This window comes from Bacteroides sp. D20 (assembly GCF_003436255.1).
Lineage (GTDB): Bacteria > Bacteroidota > Bacteroidia > Bacteroidales > Bacteroidaceae > Bacteroides > Bacteroides uniformis.
Genome location: NZ_QSOO01000005.1, coordinates 254811 through 280744, shown reverse-complemented (window position 1 = coordinate 280744; position 25934 = coordinate 254811). Strand labels below are relative to the sequence as shown.

Here is a 25934-nt window from a genome sequence, read left to right as displayed (position 1 = left end):
ATTTCTTTTAAAAGAATATTTAGGGAAAGACATAGAACGAGCCTTAGATGCAAGCGAAGAAATTCACTTGTGTTTAGGGTTTGTTCTTGTTAAATACATTCAATCAATAATCATTTAATTCAAATTCATTATGGAAGCATTACAAATTATGCCTATCATGGCACAGAACCAATCGAAATTTAACTTAGGCGAGTATGCGGAAGAAGCTGCCATTATCCAAGACGAACCAACCGTACAGCCGAGCGTGAACTTTTTGGAAGCCAACACCGATGCAATCACTATGGACGAGCTTACAAACAAATGCGTTGTTCCAACTTGGGCTAACCAAGAATTGACTATCGCACACCAAGACTTTATTTCATGTGTGCACGATGCGGCTTGCTCATTCTATGCAGGTGAAAGGGTGAACGAGCCGGACATCAGAGTTTCACATATTGTACGTGGTAGAACTCCCCAAAGTTTGGGTAAGAAAGCATCGGAACTGTTGGAGTGTGAAAAGACACAATTCTACCAACGCCTTGCATTTGCCTTTACCATTCCAACCATTATCGAAACAATAAGAGGGCAAAGGCTTGAACTATGCATCGGTGGGGTAAGGAACTATTCAGACCTTAACCTTTATCGTGCATCCAAAGGCTTGGAGAAGTTTTCGGTTTTTGTTGGCTGGAGAGTGAGAATCTGTTCCAATCAAGTTTTAACGGGAGAAGGTGTCAAGTTCAATATGGAAGTGACCAATATCAGCGAACTTTACAGAAACGTGCTTGAATTGTTCCACAGCTTCAACCCTGCAAAAGAAATCCACTTGATGCAGTCACTTACCAACACTTCATTGTCCGAGACACAATTTGCGCAAATCGTAGGGCGGATGAGAATGTTTCAAGCATTGTCACCTGCAAGGCAGAAAGCTATTCCAAGACTTCTGATTACGGACAGTCAGATTAATTCTGTTTGTCGCGACTACTATCACAACGAAGTGTTCGGAGCAAAGGACAACGCCATATCAATGTTCGATTTCCACAATCTTTTGACGCAGGCTAACAAGGGAAGTTACATTGATACTTATCTGCAACGAGCCGTAAACGCTACGGAAGTCAGTGTAGGAATTAACAACGTCCTGCAAGGACTTGATAACAAATACGCTTGGTTCTTGGGCTGAGTGGATTGTTGATTGACAGAGGAAAGGACATCATTAAGTTGGTGTCCTTTCTTCATACTTAATAATTAACTAATTATATTTGTAAGTACGCAAATAAGTACATATATTTGCATTATAAAAAGGAGGATTTATGAGAACAGCCAATTACACAGATTTAAGAGCCAATCTAAAAGGTTATATTGACTCGGTTATTGACGATTGCGATACGGTACTTATCAATCGTGGTAATGGTACGGGAGTAGTAATGATTTCTTTGGAAGAATATAATTCTTTGAAAGAGACCGAATATATCATGTCTTCTGAACAGACCATGAATGATATTCGTAAAGGAGAAGAAGACTTAAAGGCAGGCAGGGGAATAGAAGTAAATTTAGATGAACTATGAAACTGATATTTACTCCTATTGCACAAGAACATTGGGAATATTGGAAAAAGAATGACCCCAACATAACCAAACGCATTAAGAAATTACTCGCCGATATATTGGAACATCCTTACACTGGTATAGGTAAACCTGAACCTCTCAAATATGAATTGGCAGGTAAATGGTCAAGACGAATTAATTCAGAGCATAGACTTATTTATTCTGTGCATAATGATATGATAGAGATTTACATATTCTCCATGAAATATCACTATTCCAAGAAGTAACTACATTATCACATCTTATTAATTAAAAGGACATCTATTAAGTTAGGTGTCCTTTTTCTGTTTTACACTTTACAAATTCTATGACATTATGGATAAATCTAAAATTGAAAATGCTATCAATCATATCACCTCTTTACAAGAGAAATTATGCTACTGTGAGAACAATCTGCAATATATCAAACGCTTGCAAGCACTTAAATATTGGTTGCACAAGTTTGATTCATTTTTGGATAGGAACAGTAGGCAGCATGGAGAGTATGCAGCAGTTTATGAGAGCTATTTTCATACTTGCTGTGGATTCTCATTCTACGATAGAGTATGCAATTCAATTCTTGTTTATGAATATGGCGATAAACCATTTTAATACTTGATATTATGGATATAGATTATACTGTTGGAGAAGTGGAACTGTCCTACAAACCAAAATTCAAGAATATATATAAGGTAGGCAGTTCTGAGGACGCATATAAATATTTACTTCCTACATATAAGGAAGGTACAATCTGTTACAAAGAATATTTTAAAGTCTTGTTTCTAAACCAATCCAGCCAAGTTTTAGGCTACACTCTCATATCAGAGGGTGGAATTACTGAAACTTGTGCTGATGTCAGAGTTATCCTACAAGCCGCATTGCTCACCAATTCAGTAGCTATCATTCTTGCTCATAACCACCCAAGCGGTAATCTGAAACCAAGCAGGCAGGATATGGAGATTACTAAGCAGGTCAAAGAAGCTGCAAGACTAATGAGAATTACAGTTTTAGACCACCTCATATTAACAGATACAGGATATTACAGTTTTGCTGACGAGGGAGAATTATAATAAGGTAGAAGGCACTCAATTTTTAAGTTGGGTGTCCTTATCATATTCACTTCTGCTATTAGTGAATGTTCCTTTAGTAATCAGTGAGTTAGTAAATCCAACTCAGAATTAATATTCACTTCTATTCGTTTTATTATAAAACAGAACATTATGTCACTTAAATATTCAAGCACAACGGCAGACTATCTTATATGGTCTGATGCTATGAACCTCATTAGAAAGTTAGCCAAAGACGAGAATTATAAAATCTCACTTCTTATAGCTTTGGGATGCTTCACAGGATTAAGAATATCTGATATTCTATCTCTAAGGTGGAAGCAGATATTAGGTACTGACGAGTTTACAGTAATTGAGAAGAAGACAGGCAAGGTAAGGACTATCAGACTAAACCCACAGTTACAGCAGCATATCAAAGAGTGTTACGAGCATATAAATCCTGTTGGAATCAATGCACCAATTCTTATAAGTCAGAAAGGCACTATCTTCACAGTTCAAAGAATCAATATCATTCTTAAAGAGGTGAAGAAGAAGTACAAGTTAAAGATTAAGAACTTTAGTTGCCATTCCCTTAGAAAGACTTTTGGTAGGCAGGTCTATAATATGAACAGTGATAATGCAGAGTTAGCATTAGTAAAGTTGATGGAACTGTTCAACCATAGTTCTGTTGCCATTACTAAAAGATACTTGGGATTAAGGCAGGAAGAAATCTTACAGACTTATGACTGTTTGAGCTTCTGATAATTGGGACAGGATTATTAAGATACATCTTTATAGTGGTCTGAATGGTTCTGTCCCAAATCTATAAAATATTGAGCTTAGATACATTTAAAGTCCAATCTTGGCAGTTTGGCATTTCAGTCTTATAGAAGTAAGTCAATTCCATAAGTTTACAGAGTTTATAACTATCTCAACTCTTATTAAATATCCCATTCAGACTATGTTTGAGAGCATAGAATTTACTATTAATCCACACTTCATACCTAATGATTTAAAACCTTTCGTTATCTTTGCACCAATTCCAATGAACTAATGAGATAGGGAGTTGGAAGGACATATTTAACGAAAGGTGTTATTGAAATTATCTTCTTGTAACAAATCTCGCAAATTTGAAACGCTGTGAAGATGATAGCAGTAGCACCCACACTTGGATATATACCTACCTTATGTTTGTAAGGTTTCTATATGCCCTTTGGTGTGGGTCGCTATTGTTTTATTCACAGCAAAGGCAATGCGAGAGCCAGTTACAAGGATAAAGCAAATAGTGTTCCCACATCTTTTTTATTTATGGCTCATTGTAGGGAGCAGGTGAGCATAAAGGTGCAAATATGAAAACCTACTTACTGGATATTCTTAATAGATATAAGAAATTTAGCGAGAGTTTAGATGTAGAAGCCATTCTTTGCTCTAAATCGTGGTCTGTTTTTAATGACTCCGGTTGCAAAGAGATATACTTATTTCAGCATGACGGTAGTCTGATAATCTCTGTAAGTGGAGAAGTAACTAATGCTACATGGAAATATATTCCAGTAAACCAATCTATTTTAATCAGCACAAAGAGTGCTTCGTATATGTTGCATCCTGCGTTTGTTGATGATATAATTTTTGCTTTGCAGTTAGACGGAACAAATCAATATTCTTTTATGATTGATGAATTGCAAAGAGATACATTCGCTCCCAAAAGTTTATCAGATATTGAGAAGTACTTTATCAGAAGAAAACAACTTGAACTTGAAAAGGAAAAACAACTATTAGCACAACGTGCCCATGATAAAATTGTTGCACGTGAGCGACAAGAACAACAGAGAATACAAGAAGCGGAAGAGGCTTTAATAGAAGAAGCTCTAAGAGAAAGTAAGCTTTATCAAACAGTTCTTTCTATTGCATGGATACAGATGTTTCTTACCCCCATTATTCTAATTGTGTGGTATTTGTTTTCTGATGAATTTAGTTATTCCAGTTGGACAAAAAATACAGAAATTATTGTCGTTTTTGCTTTCACTGGAGTAACCTTATTTCTTTTTATTGGCTTTTTTATTCTTGACCCGATTAAAGACAGAATCATAAAACGAATTAAAGAAAACAATATTCATAATTCCTAATTTAATAGCTAACTTGATATGAAAATATTTAGATTATTGACAGCTTCATTATTGATTGCTGTATGCGCAGAGTTGGGGTCTTGTAGTTCTGAAGAAGAAATTCCTACATTATTGGAAATAGACTGCCAACAAGCAGAGAATTTTTTATCAGAAGGTATCATAGCTTCTCCATTTCAATGCTATTTTGAAATCACAGTAACAGCCAACAAAAGTTGGACTTCTACAATCAACTATAATGATAGCCAAAAAGATTGGTGCGAATATCATCCTGCTTCAATGGATATAACAAACGATATGTCGATGTCTACATTCACAAATGTTCGTTTAATGATTGCTCAAAATACAAGCGGAGAAGAAAGAAGTGCGACTATAACAATAACCACTGGTGATATATCCAAATCATTCACAATAAAACAGAAACAAAATGACGTAATTTCATTATCAACAGACTTAATAAAATCTAACAGTAACGGAGGAAATTATCAGATTGAAGTTACAAGTAATATTGACTATGATGTACAAATTCCAACAGAGCATCAAGATTGGGTTAAATTTTCAAACAGAACTAAAGCTATTTCAACTAACAATATTGAATTCACCATTGCTCCTAATCTCAACTATGATAAACGAGAGTGTGATATATACATTATACCCAAAAATGGAATAGTAACCGAATCATTAGCTCCTTCTTTGCATATCTTGCAACTTCCTAAAAGTTTGATTGAATTAGATAAGCTGCAAGAGACATTCCCGAAAGAAGGTGGAAATGCCATATTCCTACTTACCACAAATACAGAATATGAGGTTGTAATTGATAAAACATATAGTTGGATAAAATTGGATAAGATTGAAAATGCACAAGCTAAAGTCCAAAAGTTATATATAAGTGTTTCAGAAACAGAAACTCCCCGAACTGGTGTAGTTTTAATTAAGGATAAAAATTCCGATTTAATTCAGGAACTTTCTATTACTCAGACCAATAAATCTGCATCTAAAAGTGTTGAAGTACAAACGGCAGGAACATTGTTTTCATTAATTGATGAAAGTGAGAAATATCAAATTACCTCTTTAACGGTTTCGGGCAGATTGAATAGTAATGATATATCATTTATCAATGATTTACTATTAAAATCGAAAGGTGGTAAAGGTAAAATCATCGCTGTTGACCTATATAATACTTTAATAGACAAAAGTTATGGAACGGATGAAGAAATAGACAAAAGTATGTTTGGTAACACTTTAATAAAAAATATTATATTGCCTAAATATACTCGAAGCATTGGTTGGGACGCTTTTAGAAATTGCATTCAATTAGAAACTATCCAAATACCCTCTAAAATTAGTTATATTGGAGCTTCTGCTTTCAATTACTGTACATCTCTAAAAACAATAACTTTTGAAGGTAATTCACTAACTCATATAGATAATTGGGCTTTCTCTGATTGCCCAATTAAATCTATTTATATTCCAGCAAGTGTAATCCAAATAGGTTGGGGTGCTTTTAGTTGTCCTCAATTACAAGAAATTCATATGCTTGGAGAAAATCCACCTACTGTTGGTAATTCGTCTCCATTTGCTAATTTTAATGCTACTTTATACGTTCCTAAAGGTTGTGCAACTAAATATTGGGCAGCACCAATATGGGGAGATTTTAAAAATATAGTAGAAGAATAATTATACGTAGTAACTTTTAAACTATCAACTATTATTCAGAATAAGGTATTATTGGAAATCTGTTTTCCTTTAGTACCTTTTTTAGTGAAAGTTAGTTTTATAGACCCCAATTCAAAAAAGTACTATGCTTTACTTTGAATAACTATATAGATATTTGAAACTTCATTTTATAATTGCTATTTTTGCAATGCAGGTTTATTCTGCAAAAGAGATTATTAAATTATTGTCAAACACTTCTTGTTTTGCCTCTAAGTTAAACCAAGAGTTAAACCGCTTCATTTAAGCGAAAAGTAGATATAAGCTAATCGACTTAATACCAGTTATTTTACAATGACATTAATAAGGTTAGCGCACCTGCTTTGGGAGCAGGGGGTCGTGGGTTCGAATCCCGCTACCCCGACAGAAATTAATAAGCTACTGATTTTTTCAGTAGCTTATTTTTGTATATACCCTCTTTTCCATTTATCCAAATAGCAACGTAAAGCAACTCCCTTTTCCCACAGCAGACTGCACCGTAATATTGCCGCCATGCCGATTCATCACTTGTTTACATAAACTGAGCCCGATGCCCGAGCCGGAAGGCTTGGTGGTGAAGAACGGTACAAAAATCTTATCCTGCACTTCCGGTAAGATACCTTCGCCATTGTCGCTGACAGTAATAAGGCATTGCCACGAGAGGGCGGGTAGCATCTTCACTTCTATCAGGGGATGTTCCTTCCTGCTACATGCTTCTTTGGCGTTTTTAATCAGATTAATCAGTACTTGTTCTATCTGTGTCCGGTCTATTTGGAGTATGCGGTCGGTCTCCGGAAGCTCTATCCGGATATACTCTTCCGAAAACAGCTTCTGCAAATCCTGCAGCAATTCGTGGACAGCAACCGGACGACGAACGGGGGCGGGAAGTCTTGTCAGCTTCCGGTAATTCTCCACAAACTCCAGCAAACCCTTGCTACGGCGGTGGATAGTCTGCATTCCCTGCCGCATGACGGGGTAGTTCTTTTCCGACACTTCCCGTTCGCTCAAGGTCTCGGAGAGGGAGATGATAGGAGTAATCGAATTCATTATTTCGTGCGTCAGCACACGTATCAGCTTTTGCCACGCTTCCATCTCATTGCGTTCCAGCACGCGGGTACGGAAATTCCTCATCGCTTCTGAAAGCTCATCCACCATATCCTCCATAGACCGGTTCTTGTAGGGAGAACGGAACGACAGCATCATGTCGTCATAGCGCAGGCTCTCTGCCAAATGGCGCATCATACGCACTTGCATCATCTGCAGGCGGTACAGATGAACGGCAATCGCCAGCAATATCAAAAAAGCCATCAGCGCACTGAACCACAGTCCGGCATCCACCAGCAGATAAACGCCGACCGAAAGGAAGGCTATGCCGAGGATGTGCAGTGCCACAATCAATGAATATCGTTTCATAAGCCCAGTTTTTCAAGTTTCCGGTACAAGGCGAAGCGGGTAATGCCCAAGTATTCGGCGGCACGGGTCACATTTCCCTCGCTGAGCCGCATGGCACGTTCCACCGCCTGCCGTTCCAATTGTTCCAGGTTGAGGACTTCTTCTTCCTTCTTCTGGCGGGAAGCCGAAGCTTGGAACATGAAGTTTTCCGGACGAAGCAAAGAGCCGCCTCCCAGTATCACGGCACGTTCCATGGTATGCTGCAACTCACGTACATTACCCGGCCAGGCATATTTCAGCAACTTGTTCTTCGCCTCGCGGGTCAGCCCGCGCATCTCTTTCTGATATTTGCGGGCATACCGTTGCAGGAAATACTCTGCCAGCAAGAGGATGTCGTTTCCGCGTTCCCGCAGAGGGGGGATATGGAGTTCGATGGTGTTGATGCGATACAGCAGGTCTTGGCGGAAGTCTCCTTCGTCCACCAGCCGACGGATGTCTGCATTGGTGGCGCAGATGAGCCGCACATCAATGGGCGTAGCCTGCGTACTTCCCAAACGACTGATACAACGCTTTTCGATGGCAGTCAGCAATTTGGCCTGCATGGGCAGGGAAAGATTACCTATCTCGTCCAGAAAAAGCGTACCGCCGGTTGCCACTTCCATACGTCCGGCTTTCGCTTTCCGTGCATCGGTGAAGGCGCCTTTCTCGTAGCCGAACAACTCGCTTTCGAACAACTGTTCGGGAATACTGCCGAGGTCTATCGTAACAAACGGCTTTCCATAGCGGGGAGAATTGCGGTAAAGCAGGCGGGCAATCACATCCTTTCCGGTTCCATTCTCACCCAATATAAGTATGTTGGCATCCGTATCGCGCAACTTCTCCACAGTAGAGAAGACTTGCTGCATGACAGGAGAATCACCGATAATAATCTCTTCGGAGCCTCCTGCTGTGACATTGCTCAGAACTTCCACCTGCTCTTTCAGCAGATTTATCTCGGTCCGCGAACGACGCAGCTTCATGCCCGAAGAAAGGGTGGCCAGCAACTTCTCCTTCTCCCACGGCTTGGGAATGAAATCCGTAGCCCCCGCTTTGATGGCACGCACCGCCTTGTCCGTATCCGCGTAGGCAGTCATGAAGATGACCACTGCTTGCGGGTCGATACTCAGAATCTGCTTCAAGCTGTCGAAACCTTCCTGACCACTGATGGCATCACGGCTGAAATTCATATCCAGCAGAATAATGTCCGGACGGAAAGTGGTCATAAAATGCTCGATGCGGTCGGGAGTCACTGCCACTTTTATCTTCTCGGCGTAGGGTTCGAGAAGAAGGTTCAGTGCAAAAAGGACATCCTCGTTATCATCTACAATCAATATTTTACCAAACTGCTCCATATCTGTTTTCTTTTCGTGCAGGCAAGGCCTACACAATCCCACATCTCTTGTACGGGCAAAGATAAGTATAATATCCATGTGTTGTGCGTGCATTATCGCACTATTTTTGTGCGCAACTGCACACGTTTGGAAAGCTTCGAACCACAACAAACACTTATAATACAACAACTTACACTTATGGCATGGAATTTGAACTTTATAGAGTAAAGAAAACAACTATGCACCGGAATATATTTTTATTGCTTATTACATTCAGTCTGATGTCGAGTGCCGTTGCCCAAGAGCACACGCTGGAGCTGACTTTGGAAGAAACCATCGAGCAGGCCCGCCAGCAGTCGCCCGACGCCCAAAATGCCCGCCATAGCTTCCGTTCCGCTTATTGGAACTACAAATACTACTGTGCCAACTACCTGCCGACGCTCAAGCTTACTTCCAATCCCTATCTGGACCGTGCCATCAACAAAGTGACCCAAAGCGACGGCAACGTCAAGTTCATAGAGCAGAACCTGCTGAGTACCGACCTGACACTGAGCCTGACACAAAACGTGCCGTGGACCGGAGGAACCTTTTTCATTGAAACGGCTGCGCAGCGCCTCGACCTTTTCAGCAGTGACACCTATTCCTGGCAGACTTCACCCGTCAACATCGGATACAGCCAGTCCTTGTTTGGCTACAACAGCCTGAAGTGGGATCGGCGCATCGAACCTATCCGTTATCGCGAAGCCAAGAAAACCTACGTAGAAACCCTTGAACTTGTTGCCGCCAATGCCACAGAGAAGTTCTTCAACCTGGCCAAAGCACAAAGCAACTACGAAATAGCCAACGCCAACTACGCCAATGCAGACACCTTATATATATATGCGCAAGGACGATATAACATCGGCACCATCAGCGAAAACGAAATGTTGCAACTCGAACTCAACAAACTGACCGAAGAAACCAACTGCATGAATGCCCGCATCGAAGTGGAAAACTGCATGCAGGAACTCCGTTCCTACCTCGGCATCCAAGAAGACCTCCTTATAAAGGTGAGAATAGACAACCGCGTGCCCGACCTGCACATCGACCTGGATGCCGCACTGATGCTTGCCAACGAAAACAGTCCGGAGATACAGAACATGCTGCGCCGCAAGGTGGAAAGCGAGAGTGCCGTGTCGCGCGCCAAGGCCAATGCCGGACTGAAGGCAGACATCTACCTGCGCTTCGGCTTGACACAAACTGCCGACAAGCTGAAAGATGCCTACCGGAATCCACTGGACCAGCAGTACGTCAGCCTGGGCATTACCCTCCCCATCCTGGACTGGGGGCGCGGAAGGGGACAAGTACGCGTGGCCCGTTCCAACCGAGACCTTGTCTACACGCAGGTAGAGCAGGACAAGACGGATTTCGACTTGAACGTACGGAAACTCGTAAAGCAATTCAACCTGCAGGCGCAACGGGTAAACATAGCCGCCCGCACAGACCATACAGCCCAACGACGCGCCGAAGTAGCCCGAAAACTCTATCTGCTCGGAAAGTCCTCGGTACTCGACCTCAATGCATCCATCACGGAAAAAGATACGGCCCGGAGAAGCTATATAACGGCTTTGTACAACTATTGGAGTCTGTACTATACACTGAGAAGCATCACGCTATATGACTTTGAAAAAGAGAGGCCACTGGCAGAAGACTTGGAAAGGGTTACTAATGAAGAATCTATACAATAATAGAATCGTGGAATAGTTTTAGTAAAAGCTGGCCGGAGATTTACTAAAACTCCGGTGACGATTTACTAAATCTCCGGTGAAGTTTTAGTAAAACTCGGAACCCTTATTCAGAAGTACTTCTGAAGGGAGTATCTGAAAAGTAAAAAAAGAGTATATAAAATATTGCATTATGGATATAAAACTTGAAAAGAAACCCTGGTACATCCGTTACCGCTACTATCTGGCGGGAGGCGTTACCTTCCTTACCTTCCTGATTTATGTAGTCACCCTTTCGCTGGGTCCCAGCAAACTGCGCATCGAGCAAGACAACATACAGATAGCCGAAGTCAAGAACGGCAAATTTATGGAATATGTAGATGTGGAGGGAGTGATTCAGCCCATCCTTACCATCAAGGTCAATGCACGTGAAGCCGGAAGCGTGGAACGCATCATAGGAGAGGAGGGGAGCCTGCTCCAGCAAGGAGACACCATCCTCGTCATGGAAAACCCCGACCTGCTGCGCAGTATCGAAGACCAGCGCGACGACTGGGAAAAGCAGCTTATCACCTACCGCGAAAAAGAGATTGAAATGGAGCAGAAAAGCCTGAACCTGCAACAACAAGCCCTGCAGACCGATTATGACCTCAACCGCCTGCGCAAGAGTTTTGCCCTTGACAAGGAGGAGTACCGCATGGGCATCAAGAGCAAGGCGCAGCTCGAAGTTTCCGAGGACGAATACAACTATAAAGTGAAAAATGCCCATCTTCAAAGGGAAAGCCTCCGTCATGACTCTGCCGTCACCGTCATCCGCAAAGACCTCATCAGGAACGACCGCGAACGGGAACGGAAGAAGTATGAACGCGCCTGCGAACGACTCGGCAACCTGGTGGTGAAAGCTCCCGTCGCCGGCCAGCTCAGTTTTGTCAAGGTGACTCCGGGACAGCAGGTCGCTTCCGGTGAAAGCATTGCGGAAATCAAGGTGCTGGACCAATATAAAGTGCATACTTCCCTGAGCGAATACTACATCGACCGCATTATCACCGGATTGCCTGCCACCATCAATTATCAGGGAAGAAAATACCCGTTGCGCATCACGAAAGTGGTTCCCGAAGTCAAAGACCGCACGTTCGACGTAGACCTCGTCTTCACCGGTGACATGCCCGACAACGTACGTGTAGGCAAAAGCTTCCGGGTACAGATAGAACTCGGCCAGCCGGAGGAGGCGCTCGTCATTCCGCGCGGCAACTTCTACCAGAGTACCGGAGGACAATGGATTTACAAACTGAACGCCGCAAAGACAAAAGCCGTGCGCGTGCCGCTTGGCATCGGTCGCCAAAATCCGCAACAATACGAGATTACGGAAGGTTTGCAGCCCGGAGATTGGGTAATTACAACGGGATATGATACCTTTGGCGAGGCGGAAGAATTGATAATGAAATAAAACTACGCACTATGAGACAAATAATCTTAGCCATCAATGCATTGCTGAAATTCAAAGCATACACCCTTATCAATGTATTGGGACTGGCGTGCAGTTTGGCTTGCGTACTCACCGTAGCCCGATATATCCACCAAGAAAATACAGTGAACCAATGCTTTCCCGAATATAAACGCATTTGCCTGATAAAAACCTCTACCAGCAGTGGTGAGAACTTCTTGGGAGGCTACCGGTCGGGATTGGAAAAGGATCCTGACGTAGAACAATTTACGGTGATTTATCAAATATCGGATATGCCCGTTCTGTTCGGTGAACAAGAAATTGCAGCGAACGCTTTTTCTGTAGACAGCACCTTCTTCAAAATCTTTCCATATAGGGTGATTGCCGGAAGCGGAAGAATAGTCCGCCCGAGGGATGTTGTCATCACCCGTTCTTTTTGGATGAAGAAGCTGGGAGGAAAGAATGCCATAGGCGCTACTTTCAAAAACACAAAAGGGAATAAATTCACTATTGTAGGAGTGGTGGATGACCCCGATACCAAGACATCGTGGACGCCAGATATATTTATGTCGAATGAATTGGATGAATTCCTTTTTTTCGACCCTATATACGCCATGCTGATGGCATCGGATGCAGACATCGCACTGCTGAATAAAAAGTATTCAAAAGAACACCCCCGCAGCAAATGGAGCACTTATGAGACGGTACGCTATCAGTATCTGCCTTTGAAAGATTTATATTACGATAAAGACCACGGAAAAGAAAACAAGAACTATCAATATGGCAACCAAAGCTATGTCCGGGTATTGATGGTAGTAGCCTTCCTGGTAGGCATCATAGGGCTGCTGAACTTCATCAACATCTACACTGTCATCATGTCCAAGCGGTCAAGAGAGTTTGGGGTAAAAAAGGTGTTCGGTGCAGGCAGGACAGACATTTTCCTGCAAATATATGCCGAGAACATCTTATTGACGGGACTGGCATTACTCCTTTGCTGGGCTTTAATAGAAATAACCAGGTTTTTCTTTTTCCATGAACTTTATATACCTACCACAACAGACTCCGGCTTTGACCGGAAGGTCTCTGCCATCGTACTTTTAGGATTGCCATTGCTGACTACTGTTTATCCGTTCTTGAAATACACATGTAGCAGACCCGTCAACTCCATACGCGAGCTGGCATCTTCACGCTTTTCCACACGGTCACGCATGATATTACTGTGTTTTCAATATGTCGTAACCATCTTTATAATAACCGTTTCTCTATTCTTTGTACGGCAGTTGGAGTATATGCTCTGCGCCGACCTCGGTTTCCGCTCGCACGATGTGATAACTTGCCGGATGTATGTCGATAAATTGGGCTTATATAAAACAACTAAAGAGGAGGGATTGGATGAAGGAAAAAGACAATATATAAGTAATGCTTTGGTCAATAAACGAATGAGTGAAAGCACTCTGTTTGAGCATTGGAGCAGAGGAAACGACTTGCTGTTCACCGACTTCCGTTTTGACAGTTTTGCGCTCAACAGAGCCGAGAACGGTTTCCATCCGGCATTATCTGCACATTTAACGACCCACTCCATGGCAATATACGATTTTCAACTTGTAGAGGGGCGCCTATGGAACGACTCCATAGATGAAGCGTTCACCAAAAACAGTTTCAAGGTAATTATCAACGAAACCGCTAAAAGAGTCTATGGAATAAAAGACATCACCAAAGACAAGCTGCAACCTGAAGAACCACACTACGCCTCAAGCAGCTTACCGGATTTCTACAATCCACCTTGCGAGATAGTAGGGGTCATAAAGGATTTCAATGTTCGGCACCTTTCACAATCCATCCAACCGGTTGTCATCTATTATCACGATGCAAGCATAGGCGGAATTTATACTGTTACAGCCTCGTATAAGCACGAGAATAAAGCCAAAGTCATTGATTTCCTGCGCCACTTATACGAAGAATCTACGGGAAGAACCGACTTTGAATATACGCTGATAGAAGATGAACTCCAAAAGATGTATCGTGAAGACCGTCAAGTGGTGAACATTTATACGCTCTTTGCCGGAATAGCCATTTTCATCTCTTCATTGGGATTATTGTCAATATCCTTGTTCGATATTCGGCAACGTTACCGTGAGATAGGTTTACGCAAAGTGAACGGTGCGCAAGCAAAGGATATTTACCCCTTACTCATTAAAAAGTATCTCTCGGTCATGGGAGTCGCCACTTTGCTATCCATACCCTTGTCATGGATTGCCATTACCCTCTATTTGCAGGATTTTGCCCACAAAGCCCCTTTGACATTCGACTTGTTTGCCGTAGCAGTAGCCATAACAACTGCCATCTCCTTGTTGACTATTATTAGGCAAATCAGCAAGGCTGCCAACATCAATCCGGCAAGCATTATGAAAAACGAATAAAAGACATAAAAATTATAAATTTGACATATAATGAAAACACTGAAATACGCTTGGCGTTTCCTGATACGCTCAAAATCATACACGGTTATAAACTTGCTGGGGCTCGCCTTCAGCCTTGCCTGCTGCATCATGCTGATGCGATATATACATAGAGAACTGACGGTAGATACACATTGCATAGACCGGGAACATGTCTATGGAGTCATTCAGGACATGGATGGCAATAGAGGAATGGCAACAATAGAAAACACGAATAAAGACAGTATATACATTGACCACCGTTACATAGAGAAACGCACTTCTTTAATTCTGATGGAACAGGATTTTGTGAGCGACGAAGCATCCCGTTACACAGTGCGGACACTCGTAGCAGACAGTTGTTATTTTCAGCTTTTTCCTTACCGCATAGTGCAAGGAACTCCTATAAAATCTCCTGAATCTGCACTACTGACGGAAGTATGTGCACGTCGTATTTTTGGCCATGACAATCCTATAGGTAAAGTGTTACATTATTCAAATGGGAAAGATATTACCGTAAGTGGCATTATAGCCGAACCGACTTGCAAGACAATGATACAATTTGACATTGTGGTATCAAATACGCTTTCCTCATTTTGGGAACGTATGCCTATTGAATTTGTTCGTTTCACGCCGGGTACAAGCATCAAGAAAATGAACGAACTTGGGAAACAAGCACGTTGGGTAAATCCGAATTGGAAAAATATAGATGCACGACAATATACATTTTCGTTCATACCTATAGCAGATATTTATTGGGAACCAGCTTACGTGCAAGATGCCGGTTGCCCTGCCATGCTCACTTATGGAAAACGTTCTCATATTTACATTTTATCTTGTGTATGCTTATTGTTATTGCTTACCGGCATTATAAACTTCATCAATCTTTATTTGATAGGCACACAACGGAGGGGAAAAGAGTACGGGCTTAAAAAAATGTTCGGTATAAAAGGAACGACACTTTTCCTGCAGATATTAACAGAAAACGGACTTTTAGTTGGTTGTGCTTTATTACTGGCTTGGTTACTGATAGAGATAACGATAATCCCTGTCAGCCGTTTGTTGGAATATCCTTTCACTTATACATCTTTCGACTTTTGGCTTTCTGCCGGGATTTGGGTAATATCACCCATATTGACCTCTATCTATCCGTTTGTAAAATACAATTATGCATCACCCGTCAGCTCAATTCGTGATGCCACCCAAAGCAAACGTACTGTACACACACGCATTCTTTTTCTTTTTATACAATACATCTTCACATTCCTGCTCATCAGTCTTTCCCTTTATTTCAACAAGCAGCTTTCGCTCTTATTACACACGCAACCAGGATTTCGCATAGAAAATGTACTGATAGCCAAGTTAGGGTATGAATCGGAATCAGCGATGCCACGCGAAAAATGGCAGGAAGCCAGAGAAGCTATGTGGCAACGCAGACATGAACTATGGGAGGCACTTGCACAGTGTCCTTTTATAGAACATTTTGAAATGGAAAAACGACATATACTTTCCGAAGGTTTTAAAGTAACCTACTATAACAATAGAGAGGAAAAAGTAGAGATGAAGTTTTGGTATGCTACCCCTAACTTTTTTAAGTTGTACGGTATCAAAATAATAGAAGGTAGTATTCCCAGTTTTGAAGGAGAAGGAAACAGAGGAGAGGTTTTGGTAGCCAACCGAGCAGCTATGAAAGCTTTGCACTACGACAATCTGTCTGAAGCTTTGGTACAGGAAGAGAACGAGCGTCGGTTAAATCCCAATGCTCCTCTGCATCCCATTGTTGCCGTTGCTGAGGATTACTATGACCGCCACTTGAGTGCAGGACATCGCCCCATTATCTACAATGTATGCAAACAGCGCAGTGACGATATGTGCCAGATAGCCTATACCCCCGGACGACTTAAAGATGTACTTGACTATTTGCGCGACACAGAGCTGCGTATCTATGGTTGTACAGACTTCGAATATACTTTATTGGAAGATGAATGGCATAAACTGTATCAAAAAGACCGGCAGATAGCGGTTATCTATTCTTGTTTCGCACTGATAGCTGTCTTGATATCCTGTTTAGGGCTATTTGGCATTTCACTTTTTGACATTCGTCAGCGTTATCGGGAAATAGGTATTCGCAAAATCAATGGAGCCGGGATGTGTGATCTCTACCAATTATTGTTCCGCAAATATATTCTTGTATTAGCCGTTGCATTTATTATAGCCGCTCCTCTGACTTACTATATCATATACCTATATACACAAGATTTCGCAGTGAAGGCATCCGTAGGTATAGGAATATATGTTATATCGTTACTGATAGTGGCTTTCATCTCACTGGGAACATTATTTTGGCAAATACACAAGGCTGCGAAGATAAATCCGGCAGAAGTAATCAAAGCGGAATAAAATAAGATTAAGATATGAAGTTGGTGCAGTTATCTATAAGGACATTATATCGTTTCAAGATATATACAGCCATCAATATATTAGGATTGGCTTTAAGTCTGGCATGTGTCATCATAATCTCCCGCTACGTGAAGCAGGAAAATGATGTAGATTGTTATAGTCCCGACAAAGACCGGATAGGCATCATGGTGCAGGAATACAAAGATGACAACAATAAAACGGCAGTTATCGGAGGGCCCCTCGAAGATGCAGACATAGAAGCGATGTCCACTTTCGTATGGTTCAATAAAGACTATATCATAAAGGAAGAAAAACATATTGATGTAGAAACGATTGTAGCAGACAGCTTGTTTCTAATAGTGACTGATTTTCCCATGAAATATGGAAAAGCCGAATCATGGGCGGCGTCTCCACAAACCGCCTTTATCACAGAAGAGCTGAGTGAGAAACTCTTCGGGAACATAAATCCTATCGGCAAAACCATTGAATACTCTACCGGCGACCCTCTTACGGTGACCGGAGTTATCGGCAAAGACGGAGGGAAACGCTCGCTTCATTTCGACTTGCTTGTTCCTGAAACATTGCAGAAGGATTGGGAGTTCCGTTTCCCGATGAAAATGGCATTAATTCATAAAGGGGCTTCCTTTACGAAGATAAATGCACGGCATGCAGCGTTCCGGCAATCTCCACGTGCTGCGGATGTTGAATTCAGGTATCAACTGCTTCCCATGCGTGAAGTGTATTTTCATCCAGCCATTGATGTTTGGCAGGACATGCTGCAAAGGGGGAATTTACCACAGCTACATCTATTGGCACTTGTTGCTGTACTAATTTTAATTGTAGGCATCTTCAATTTTATGAGTCTTTATACGGTTGTATTATTGAAACGAAGCAAAGAATTCGGACTAAAGAAGGTTTTTGGAAACAATTCAGCACAGCTATTCTCCCAACTATATATCGAGAATTTATGTCTGACACTTGTATCATTGTTTATAGCCTGGTTCCTTGTCGAGATTTCTGCCTTTCCCTTAAATAAATATTTTGATGTCATTCAACAGCCTAATGGTATATTTGACATAGGAATAACCATAGCTATCCTGATTTTACTGCCATTGACAGCTTCAATCTATCCGTTTTTTAAATTCAAATACAACACGCCTATCCATTCATTACGGAAAATAGGCAGTGGTGAAAAATCGTCTGTTGTAAGAAACCTCTATCTGAGTATTCAGTATATCGTGGCATTCATTCTAATAGTTGTTTCCATGTTCTTCGCCAAACAACTGTATGAAATGACTCACATAGATTTAGGCTATGACACAGATTCTATCGTTAAAGTCCATTTTGAACGCTATGAACGCAAACAGCCTACCACTGAAGCAGAATATCTGAAACAGACCTCCTTGCGCAAAGCCTCCAAAGAAAATATATCCACTGCAATGAATGCCTCTCCTTTATTCACGGCATGGAATTACTCTTTATCCCCCTATGAATATTTCACCGAATCTCCGGTACTTTTCCGCAAGTTCGGAGAAACCAATTTCAAACAATTGTATTGCATTCCCATTACAGAAGAAGAAATAAGATTTCATGGCTTCCGTTTATCCCAGGGACGTTTATGGGATGCCGACATCGACCATGAAGGTGAAGCCAAACTGATTCTCAATCAAAAAGCCATGCAACTCTTCGGACTCGAAAGCGCAATCAATGCCCGGCTGGAACCCCAACAACCTTTATGGCCGCGTAGGGATTTGAACCCTTATCAGATTATAGGTATCGTCGAAGATTTTTATTGCGGACATTTATCCCAACCGGTTCTTCCTATAGCTTTTATATACGGTGAAACATATCTTTCACAAATTCCTTTGCAAGCTAAAATTGCTCCAGGACATCAAAAAGATGCCGTTGCCTTCCTGGAAAACCTACACAACGACAATGCTGATGGAGCCTTCAATTATACTTTTGCAAAACAGGAAGTTGAGAATCTCTATAAGTCAGACAAGCAAATAACCATCACCTATTCCTTTTTCGCCTTTATGGCCATTCTAATATCCTCAATAGCTTTGTTTGGATTGTCCTTATTTGACATACAACAAAGATACCGGGAAATAGCTATACGAAAAGTACATGGCGCTACACATAAGGAAATTTTATTGTTATTACTCAAAAAATACATTATCATATTAGCAATGTCATTTTTGATTGCCATTTCTATATCTTATTGGGGAATAACCATTTATCTGAAAGATTTTGCCTACAAAGCCAACATCAGCAGCTGGTTGTTCATTATTGCAGCAATCATCATATCATTAATTTCCATATTAACATTGGTTTATCAAGTAAAAAAGGCTGCACGACAGAATCCGGCGGAAGTAATCAAAAGCGAATAATACAATAATGATACTATTATGATAAGACATTATATTAAAACAGCATTCAGAAACCTATTAAAGTACAAGGCACAGAATATCATCTCTATCATCGGACTGTCGGTAGGTATACTTTGTTTTAGTATCTGCCTATATTGCAGCCGCTATATAAATTCTACCGACAAGTGCTTTACCCACTGGGAACGCATTGCAGACATAAACCTATACACTCCAGCAGAAGAACCTTATTCCGGAACTCCCGCTACGTTGTTTGAAAGTCTGCGCCAATTGCAATTCCAAGAAGTAGAAGCATTTACTTTTGTTGCCTATCCCCGCCCACGTAGCTACAATGTGGAAACTATCGACAAGGAAGAACTGCCTTACGAAGATTTATATGCTATGGAAGTAGATACAACCTACCATAGCGTGTTCACCCCGGAAGTATTACAAGGTTCATGGGCTGTAGCATCGCAAACTCCCAATGCTGTGATACTGACACGCTCTCTGGCACACAAAATATTTGGTCTCGGAGAGAATCCGATAGGAAAGCGAATGACCTTAGCACAACGGCTTTTCTCTTCACCTGATACCACACCACGAACAGGAGGTACCATCTATACCATACAAGCGATAATAGAAGACATTCCATTGAATACCAGCCTTAGCTTTCTCCAAAAGATTGATATGTTAATCTTGAACGATAGCGAAGGACTTTTGCAATTCAAAGGACGAGACAGTATGACCGGTGGACTTACTTTTGCTCTTCTTCGTCCGGGCAAAACATCCGCGCAACTCGAAGCAAGTTTCCGTGCAATGGACTTGAAGCACACAATATTCAATGAGAAAAATACCGTATCAGCCTCGAATTTCGGAAAACTTTTTCGGGAGAAATCCGTTGCCCCTTACTTTGCCGGAATCACATTCATTGTCGGCCTTTTGATTCTACTGACTGGTCTACTCAACTTTTTTCATTTTTTGACGGGGAGTTATCTGAACCGTTCGCACGAGTTCGGCATTCGTAAAGTGAATGGAAGTAATGGCAACAAACTATTCTGGTTACTTTTTACCCAAGCCATTATCATTTCGTTCATAGCCTTCTTATTGACTTTCTGTCTGATAGAAATATTTAACCCCTACCTTTCATTCTCTTTATTTGATTTCACATTAGTCATTGAACGAGACCTATTATTGATACAGACAATAGAATATATGGCAGGCATTATTTTACTATGCTTATTACTCTGCTTGTTTACCGTATGGAGGATGAAACATGCCTCCATCCAGTCAAGTATCTACAAGAACAAATCCAAACGCCACAAACAGAAGATACGAAATTGTCTTTTGAGTATCCAATTTTTCATCTGTTGGTTATTCATAGTCTTTACAGTCGCTTTATATTTGCAGGCTAACAAGACCGGTTCCACACTGTTCAACACACTGACAGAAAAAGAAAAGTCCGAAATCATCAGTATTCCTATGGATTACCGTTTTCTAAAAAATGACGAAAAGCTTGCTCTCATAGAGCGCATCAGTCAGCATCCGGATATAAAAGATAAAATGCTGACAGATATTAATTATCTGAAAGGTATTTCGGGAACAAGCATGCAGACAGAAAAAGATAACCGGGAATGTAGCCTTGAAGTCAATATAATGAATGTTCCTAATAACTTTTTCGAGTTTATGAATATCCCTATTCTCTCCGGGCATGCCCTGAAGACAAATAGTGACATGGTAGCAGACCGTAAATTGGCAGAACGTATGAAGAAGGATTTACTGGGAACCACCTTGTACAATTACCAAGACAGCTACACGGTATGCGGCATTTGCTCCGATTTTGTAGCCGACACTTACAATCAGAGCCAGGGCTTCATCTTTCTGCCTTGTGATTTCAAATATTATGTAGGTCATTGCTATTTGAAGTGTGTACCCGGAAAAGCAGAAGAAGCAAAGACTTTCGTTAAGAAAATACTGGAAGAGAATCTTCCACCGAGTATGCAATTACACATTTCGACCTTGCTGGAAGACATTCACCAAGCACAAGCCATCGAGAACAACATGAAAGGAATAATCTTATTCTTCTCATTTGTCAGCCTTATAATCACTTTATTAGGCGTCTATTCGGCAATCACACTGGATACGGAACGCAGACAAAAGGAAGTGGCAATCCGTAAAGTAAATGGTGCGGGATTGAAACAGATTATCATATTGTTTGCCCGTACGTATATTTATCAGCTTGTACTCTCGGCAGCGATAGCATTTCCTTTATGTTATGCCATACTGCAGTTATGGAAAAACATGTATATCGTATTCTTTAATGACGGCCCGCTATTTTGGATTTCAATCTTCATAATCGTAGCTGTCATTACTACTCTGACTATTATTTTCCGTATTCTGAAAATAGCAAGGACAAATCCGGCAGAAGTCATTAAAAACGAATAAAAGAATATATTATATTTATCCCCCAATTATGACCATACTTGCAATCCTAAAAATAATTACCCGCGGTTGGTGGAGAAACAAAGTTTTCTTCTTCATTTCTATAGTCAGTCTGGCTATAGGGTTAGCATGTACAAACTTGCTGTTCACCTATTTTGTACATGATTATAATATAGAGAGTGGCAATCGGGACAAGAACCGTATTTTCTGTCTGCGTCAGGATAATCCAATGCAGGACGGAAGCAAGGTGGCCTATGCTGATGCCAATATTCCCCCTATGCTGAAAGAAAAATATGCAGAAGTGGAAGACTACCTGCGTATCAATTCTCTGGTTCCACAATATTGTAAATATGGAGGGGAGATTTACCACGATATAACCTTTATATCTGCCGATACTACTTTGCAACATTTCTTCCACTATCATCCCATTACCGGTAGTTTAAAGCAAGTATTGGAACAACCGGGCAAAGTAGCGCTCAGTGAAGCTTTTGCACATAAACTGTTTGGAGATAAAAATCCATTAGGAGAATTGCTGGAAATAAAAACCATGACTGATACCCAAAGTTATGAAGTGGCAGCCATATTAAAGTCACGGTCACAATCATTGCTCCAATTCGACATGATTACCGGGAATAACAAAGACTTTTGGGGTGGAATGACATTTCTGAAACTAATTCCAAATACCGATGCCCAACAGTTTACCGAAAAAATCAACCACGACAAAGTTCCCACTTTGATTCCGGAAAAGACACAATATTACGTCGACCCTCTGTCCGACATCTACTTTACTACACCGGACTACGATACACAACAACCTCTGCCGTATATCAATCAAAGTAATGTGCAATTATTGTATATCAGCCTTGCTGCCGCCTTGTTGGTACTTATCATAGCCTGCTGCAACTATACCAACATGAGCCTGAGCCGTGTATTGCAACAGCTCAAAATGATACATGTGGAGAAACTGATGGGAAGCAGCCTGAAGGATATCCGCATCCAACTATTTGGTGATGCATTCCTCACTGTGCTGCTGGCATTCGGATTATCTTTACTCATCATCAACGACTGTCTGTCTTTTTTCAATGGATTATTTGCATCCCATTTAAACGTACATTTCTTTTTCAGCCTACAGATGCTACCCTTGTTAGTGCTCTTTGTACTAGTTATGTCCATTGTCCCTGCCTGGTATATCAGCCATAGACTTTCACAACTCTCATTCAGCGAATACAAGACACTTTACGGAGGTAAAAAGAAACAACGTTTCATAGCTTTGCTGGTCATTCTTCAGTTTTCCATTTCTATAGGGCTGATATTCGCTACTCTCGTTGCCAATGAACAAATCAATCTCATCAAGGAACGGGCCTACTGTTACGAAAATCGGATTGAAATAGGAGATTTCAATGCCGCACCGGCTACAATACTTAAAGAAGAACTGGAGAAACATGTACAAGGAATAGAGTCCATCGCCCTGTCACAAGGCTCCATATTGAATTCATGGATACGTGAGCTATCCATCAAACAAGCCGACGGTACGGAAAAAAGTTCCTGCCTATTAATGCTGTATAGTGATGCCAATCTGGTAAAAACGATGGGGTTCAAACTCTTGTCCGGCAACGCTCCCGAACAACTGCAAAAACAATATGCCTATCCTGCACTGGTCAACGAAAGCTATGTCAGGATGCTGATTCCAGCAGGAATAAATGCCATTGGAAAACCTTTGAAAGAATTTGACCAGTCTGCCGATTCTTTATACATCATCGGCGGTGTATTAGAGGACTTCCCGTTCAGTTCATTGGAAAATGAAATTACCCCGGTCATACTTTACCTTCCACCTACAGAGAGAATGTCGGGTGCCAACTATCTGCAGATTAAGCTGATTGAAAGCAATAAACAAGAAACACTACATCAAATAGCCCAAATATGGGAAAAGATGAATGAAGGGGAGATATTTCAATACACAGACATGCACCAAGACTTTATGAAACGCAATGGTAAAGTCTTGTCTCTCTCCAAACTCCTTATCGCCTATTCTCTGATTGGCTTGATATTGACCTGCTTCGGCTTATTCGGCATTTCATGGTATGCCACTCGCCAGCGTATCCGCGAAATCAGCATTCGCAAGATTCATGGAGCAACATCCCGACAAATCGTGCTGTTGCTGAATAAACCATTCTGCCTGCAAATTCTGCTTGCATATATTCTAGCTGTCCCCATTGTTTATTGGCTCATGCACCATTGGCATGAACAGTTTGCCTATAAAGCCCCCTTCACCGTTATGGACTTTCTATTGCCACTATGTATTGTCTGGATAATATCTGCCGTCACAGTGTGTCTGCAAAGTTATTTGCTGAACAAAACAAATCCGATTGACTGCATCAAATCCGAGTAAGAAATGATATATTTATAACCCATAAAAACAAAGCATTATGATTAAGACAGTAAACTTACAGAAGATTTTCAAGACCGAGGAAGTACAGACTCTGGCTTTGAACGACGTAAACATTGAAGTGAAAGAAAGGGAGTTTGTCGCTATCATGGGACCTTCAGGCTGCGGAAAATCCACTTTACTGAATATCCTCGGTCTGTTGGACAATCCTACATCCGGAGAATATTACTTGAATGGGACGGAAGTATCCAAATATACAGAAGCCCAACGTACCAACTTGCGTAAAGGAGTCATCGGCTTTGTATTCCAAAGTTTCAACCTGATTGATGAGCTGAATGTATACGAGAACATCGAACTGCCGCTACTCTACATGGGCATTCCTGCCACCGAACGCAAGCGCCGGGTGGAAACCGCTATGGAGCGTATGGCAATCATGCACCGCAGCAAGCACTTCCCGCAACAATTGTCCGGCGGACAACAGCAACGCGTGGCAATCGCCCGTGCAGTCGTATCAAACCCTAAACTGATACTTGCCGATGAGCCTACCGGTAACCTCGATTCAAAGAACGGAAAAGAGGTAATGGAACTACTGAATGAACTGAATAAGGAAGGCACTACGATTGTCATGGTGACACACTCACAACATGATGCCGGATTTGCCGGACGTATCATCAATCTGTTTGACGGGCAGGTAGTGACGGAAGCTAACTTATAATTCACGCTTCTCCCGATTTATATGCAGGTTGCAATGTTTTTTCCATTGTAATCTGCATGTTTTTTGGAAATAGCTTTCCTTTTTTTTGTTTCTGTCGTCCGAAATGCCTAATATTGCTACCAATAAACTTTTTACTTCCACATTTTAAATAACAGAAAATGAAAACATACACACCGTCCCCTTTGAACGCAGAAAATATCACTTTACCGGATAATTTGACGGAACTCACAGAAGCCATGGCACGCAATGTGCATGAAGTATGGGCTTTGGGAAGAGTGAAAGAAGGATGGAAATACGGAGAGACACGCAATGATGAATTAAAGACACATCCCGGACTTGTACCATACGAAGAGTTACCGGACTCAGAACGAGAATACGACCGGCAAACAGCCATACAGACACTGAAACTGATTATGAAACTGGGATTCGACATACAGAAGAAATAATAATCCAATATCTATTATAGTACTATGAGGACGAGTGAGAACAAGTATTATCCTATCCGGCACTGGTGGAAATTCGTGATTCCTGCCTTTATCATTCTCTTTCTGGTTGCAGCATTGATTGTGACATGCACTACATTCCAAAACCTTATTCAATTCTTTCCATCGCGTGGAATGACCTACCTGATGACACTCCATGCCATCATTTCCCTTAGCGTATGCATCTGTTTTTTTCTATGTATCAAGAGATTAATAGATGTATTCTCATTGAATCTGGAACAAGAAAGAAACATTCTTGCATCCTTGTACCAGGAAAAAGAAAAACGGGAGATTATCAATAACGATGAGAAAGAAATCAATAAACTGAAAGAGAATATCAGAAAAGAATTGAAACAAGAAACTGAAAAAAAGGAAACTGTCTAAT

General features: G+C 41.3%; 20 protein-coding genes. 18 read left to right on the top strand and 2 right to left on the bottom strand.

The window, feature by feature from the left end:
* Positions 1-130: 130 nt before the first annotated feature.
* The 8 genes from DXD78_RS07660 (at position 131) to DXD78_RS07620 (ending at position 6402) form a co-directional block, all read left to right on the top strand.
* The gene (locus tag DXD78_RS07660; RefSeq protein ID WP_009038411.1) at positions 131-1156 is read left to right on the top strand and encodes a DUF3871 family protein; all 1026 of its coding nucleotides are present in this window, start codon (positions 131-133) and stop codon (positions 1154-1156) included.
* 130 nt (positions 1157-1286) lie between these two features.
* Positions 1287-1541 (top strand): type II toxin-antitoxin system Phd/YefM family antitoxin, encoded by a 255-nt coding sequence (locus DXD78_RS07655; protein WP_009038410.1) that lies wholly within the window; start codon positions 1287-1289, stop codon positions 1539-1541.
* A complete protein-coding gene (locus tag DXD78_RS07650) occupies positions 1538-1807 on the top strand; it encodes a Txe/YoeB family addiction module toxin (RefSeq protein WP_004292580.1) in 270 nt (89 codons plus the stop codon). Before DXD78_RS07655 ends, DXD78_RS07650 begins: the two co-directional genes overlap by 4 nt.
* 88 nt (positions 1808-1895) lie before the next feature.
* Positions 1896-2171, top strand: coding sequence for a hypothetical protein (locus DXD78_RS07645; protein ID WP_009038409.1), 276 nt, complete (start codon positions 1896-1898; stop codon positions 2169-2171).
* 11 nt (positions 2172-2182) lie between these two features.
* On the top strand, positions 2183-2629 hold the full coding sequence (locus DXD78_RS07640) for a JAB domain-containing protein (RefSeq protein ID WP_009038408.1): 447 nt from the start codon (positions 2183-2185) through the stop codon (positions 2627-2629).
* Positions 2630-2779: 150 nt separating this feature from the next.
* Positions 2780-3367 carry a tyrosine-type recombinase/integrase gene (locus DXD78_RS07635; protein ID WP_009038407.1) on the top strand — a complete coding sequence of 196 codons (588 nt, stop codon included), beginning with the start codon at positions 2780-2782 and terminating at the stop codon, positions 3365-3367.
* 587 nt (positions 3368-3954) lie between these two features.
* Positions 3955-4728: a hypothetical protein gene (locus tag DXD78_RS07625; protein WP_009038406.1), complete on the top strand. Its 774-nt coding sequence runs from the start codon at positions 3955-3957 to the stop codon at positions 4726-4728.
* A gap of 18 nt (positions 4729-4746) precedes the next feature.
* Positions 4747-6402 carry a leucine-rich repeat protein gene (locus DXD78_RS07620; RefSeq protein WP_009038405.1) on the top strand — a complete coding sequence of 552 codons (1656 nt, stop codon included), beginning with the start codon at positions 4747-4749 and terminating at the stop codon, positions 6400-6402.
* Positions 6403-6864: 462 nt separating this feature from the next.
* Here the strand turns inward: DXD78_RS07620 and DXD78_RS07615 are convergent, their stop codons facing one another.
* Together DXD78_RS07615 and DXD78_RS07610 are read right to left on the bottom strand one after the other, a co-directional pair.
* Entirely contained in the window at positions 6865-7830 is a 966-nt protein-coding gene (locus tag DXD78_RS07615; protein ID WP_009038404.1) for a PAS domain-containing sensor histidine kinase, read from the bottom strand.
* Positions 7827-9200, bottom strand: a complete 1374-nt coding sequence (locus tag DXD78_RS07610; protein ID WP_117652669.1) for a sigma-54 dependent transcriptional regulator — start codon at positions 9198-9200, stop codon at positions 7827-7829. Before DXD78_RS07610 ends, DXD78_RS07615 begins: the two co-directional genes overlap by 4 nt.
* A 218-nt stretch (positions 9201-9418) precedes the next feature.
* Here DXD78_RS07610 and DXD78_RS07605 point away from each other — a divergent pair, with 218 nt between their 5' ends.
* The 10 genes from DXD78_RS07605 (at position 9419) to DXD78_RS07560 (ending at position 25933) form a co-directional block, all read left to right on the top strand.
* A complete protein-coding gene (locus tag DXD78_RS07605) occupies positions 9419-10906 on the top strand; it encodes a TolC family protein (protein WP_009038402.1) in 1488 nt (495 codons plus the stop codon).
* Between the two features lie 169 nt (positions 10907-11075).
* Positions 11076-12326: an efflux RND transporter periplasmic adaptor subunit gene (locus tag DXD78_RS07600; protein WP_009038401.1), complete on the top strand. Its 1251-nt coding sequence runs from the start codon at positions 11076-11078 to the stop codon at positions 12324-12326.
* Between the two features lie 11 nt (positions 12327-12337).
* On the top strand, positions 12338-14743 hold the full coding sequence (locus tag DXD78_RS07595) for an FtsX-like permease family protein (RefSeq protein ID WP_009038400.1): 2406 nt from the start codon (positions 12338-12340) through the stop codon (positions 14741-14743).
* Positions 14744-14773: 30 nt separating this feature from the next.
* Positions 14774-17161 carry an ABC transporter permease gene (locus DXD78_RS07590; RefSeq protein ID WP_009038399.1) on the top strand — a complete coding sequence of 796 codons (2388 nt, stop codon included), beginning with the start codon at positions 14774-14776 and terminating at the stop codon, positions 17159-17161.
* 14 nt (positions 17162-17175) lie between these two features.
* Positions 17176-19551 (top strand): ABC transporter permease, encoded by a 2376-nt coding sequence (locus tag DXD78_RS07585; protein ID WP_009038398.1) that lies wholly within the window; start codon positions 17176-17178, stop codon positions 19549-19551.
* A gap of 18 nt (positions 19552-19569) precedes the next feature.
* Complete coding sequence (locus DXD78_RS07580) at positions 19570-21969, top strand: ABC transporter permease (RefSeq protein ID WP_009038397.1); 2400 nt, start codon at positions 19570-19572, stop codon at positions 21967-21969.
* Between the two features lie 28 nt (positions 21970-21997).
* A complete protein-coding gene (locus DXD78_RS07575; protein ID WP_009038396.1) occupies positions 21998-24355 on the top strand; it encodes an ABC transporter permease in 2358 nt (785 codons plus the stop codon).
* Positions 24356-24392: 37 nt separating this feature from the next.
* Positions 24393-25067 (top strand): ABC transporter ATP-binding protein, encoded by a 675-nt coding sequence (locus DXD78_RS07570; RefSeq protein WP_009038395.1) that lies wholly within the window; start codon positions 24393-24395, stop codon positions 25065-25067.
* Between the two features lie 158 nt (positions 25068-25225).
* On the top strand, positions 25226-25513 hold the full coding sequence (locus DXD78_RS07565) for a RyR domain-containing protein (protein ID WP_005837162.1): 288 nt from the start codon (positions 25226-25228) through the stop codon (positions 25511-25513).
* 24 nt (positions 25514-25537) lie between these two features.
* Positions 25538-25933, top strand: coding sequence for a hypothetical protein (locus DXD78_RS07560; protein WP_034529763.1), 396 nt, complete (start codon positions 25538-25540; stop codon positions 25931-25933).
* Position 25934: the final 1 nt, after the last annotated feature.

Bases quoted from the DNA above. Each gene is read 5' to 3' on its own strand.
- DXD78_RS07660 (WP_009038411.1), top strand. From the start codon at position 131: ATGGAAGCATTACAAATTATGCCTATCATGGCACAGAACCAATCGAAA.
- DXD78_RS07655 (WP_009038410.1), top strand. From the start codon at position 1,287: ATGAGAACAGCCAATTACACAGATTTAAGAGCCAATCTAAAAGGTTAT.
- DXD78_RS07650 (WP_004292580.1), top strand. From the start codon at position 1,538: ATGAAACTGATATTTACTCCTATTGCACAAGAACATTGGGAATATTGG.
- DXD78_RS07645 (WP_009038409.1), top strand. From the start codon at position 1,896: ATGGATAAATCTAAAATTGAAAATGCTATCAATCATATCACCTCTTTA.
- DXD78_RS07640 (WP_009038408.1), top strand. From the start codon at position 2,183: ATGGATATAGATTATACTGTTGGAGAAGTGGAACTGTCCTACAAACCA.
- DXD78_RS07635 (WP_009038407.1), top strand. From the start codon at position 2,780: ATGTCACTTAAATATTCAAGCACAACGGCAGACTATCTTATATGGTCT.
- DXD78_RS07625 (WP_009038406.1), top strand. From the start codon at position 3,955: ATGAAAACCTACTTACTGGATATTCTTAATAGATATAAGAAATTTAGC.
- DXD78_RS07620 (WP_009038405.1), top strand. From the start codon at position 4,747: ATGAAAATATTTAGATTATTGACAGCTTCATTATTGATTGCTGTATGC.
- DXD78_RS07615 (WP_009038404.1), bottom strand. From the start codon at position 7,830: ATGAAACGATATTCATTGATTGTGGCACTGCACATCCTCGGCATAGCC.
- DXD78_RS07610 (WP_117652669.1), bottom strand. From the start codon at position 9,200: ATGGAGCAGTTTGGTAAAATATTGATTGTAGATGATAACGAGGATGTC.
- DXD78_RS07605 (WP_009038402.1), top strand. From the start codon at position 9,419: ATGCACCGGAATATATTTTTATTGCTTATTACATTCAGTCTGATGTCG.
- DXD78_RS07600 (WP_009038401.1), top strand. From the start codon at position 11,076: ATGGATATAAAACTTGAAAAGAAACCCTGGTACATCCGTTACCGCTAC.
- DXD78_RS07595 (WP_009038400.1), top strand. From the start codon at position 12,338: ATGAGACAAATAATCTTAGCCATCAATGCATTGCTGAAATTCAAAGCA.
- DXD78_RS07590 (WP_009038399.1), top strand. From the start codon at position 14,774: ATGAAAACACTGAAATACGCTTGGCGTTTCCTGATACGCTCAAAATCA.
- DXD78_RS07585 (WP_009038398.1), top strand. From the start codon at position 17,176: ATGAAGTTGGTGCAGTTATCTATAAGGACATTATATCGTTTCAAGATA.
- DXD78_RS07580 (WP_009038397.1), top strand. From the start codon at position 19,570: ATGATAAGACATTATATTAAAACAGCATTCAGAAACCTATTAAAGTAC.
- DXD78_RS07575 (WP_009038396.1), top strand. From the start codon at position 21,998: ATGACCATACTTGCAATCCTAAAAATAATTACCCGCGGTTGGTGGAGA.
- DXD78_RS07570 (WP_009038395.1), top strand. From the start codon at position 24,393: ATGATTAAGACAGTAAACTTACAGAAGATTTTCAAGACCGAGGAAGTA.
- DXD78_RS07565 (WP_005837162.1), top strand. From the start codon at position 25,226: ATGAAAACATACACACCGTCCCCTTTGAACGCAGAAAATATCACTTTA.
- DXD78_RS07560 (WP_034529763.1), top strand. From the start codon at position 25,538: ATGAGGACGAGTGAGAACAAGTATTATCCTATCCGGCACTGGTGGAAA.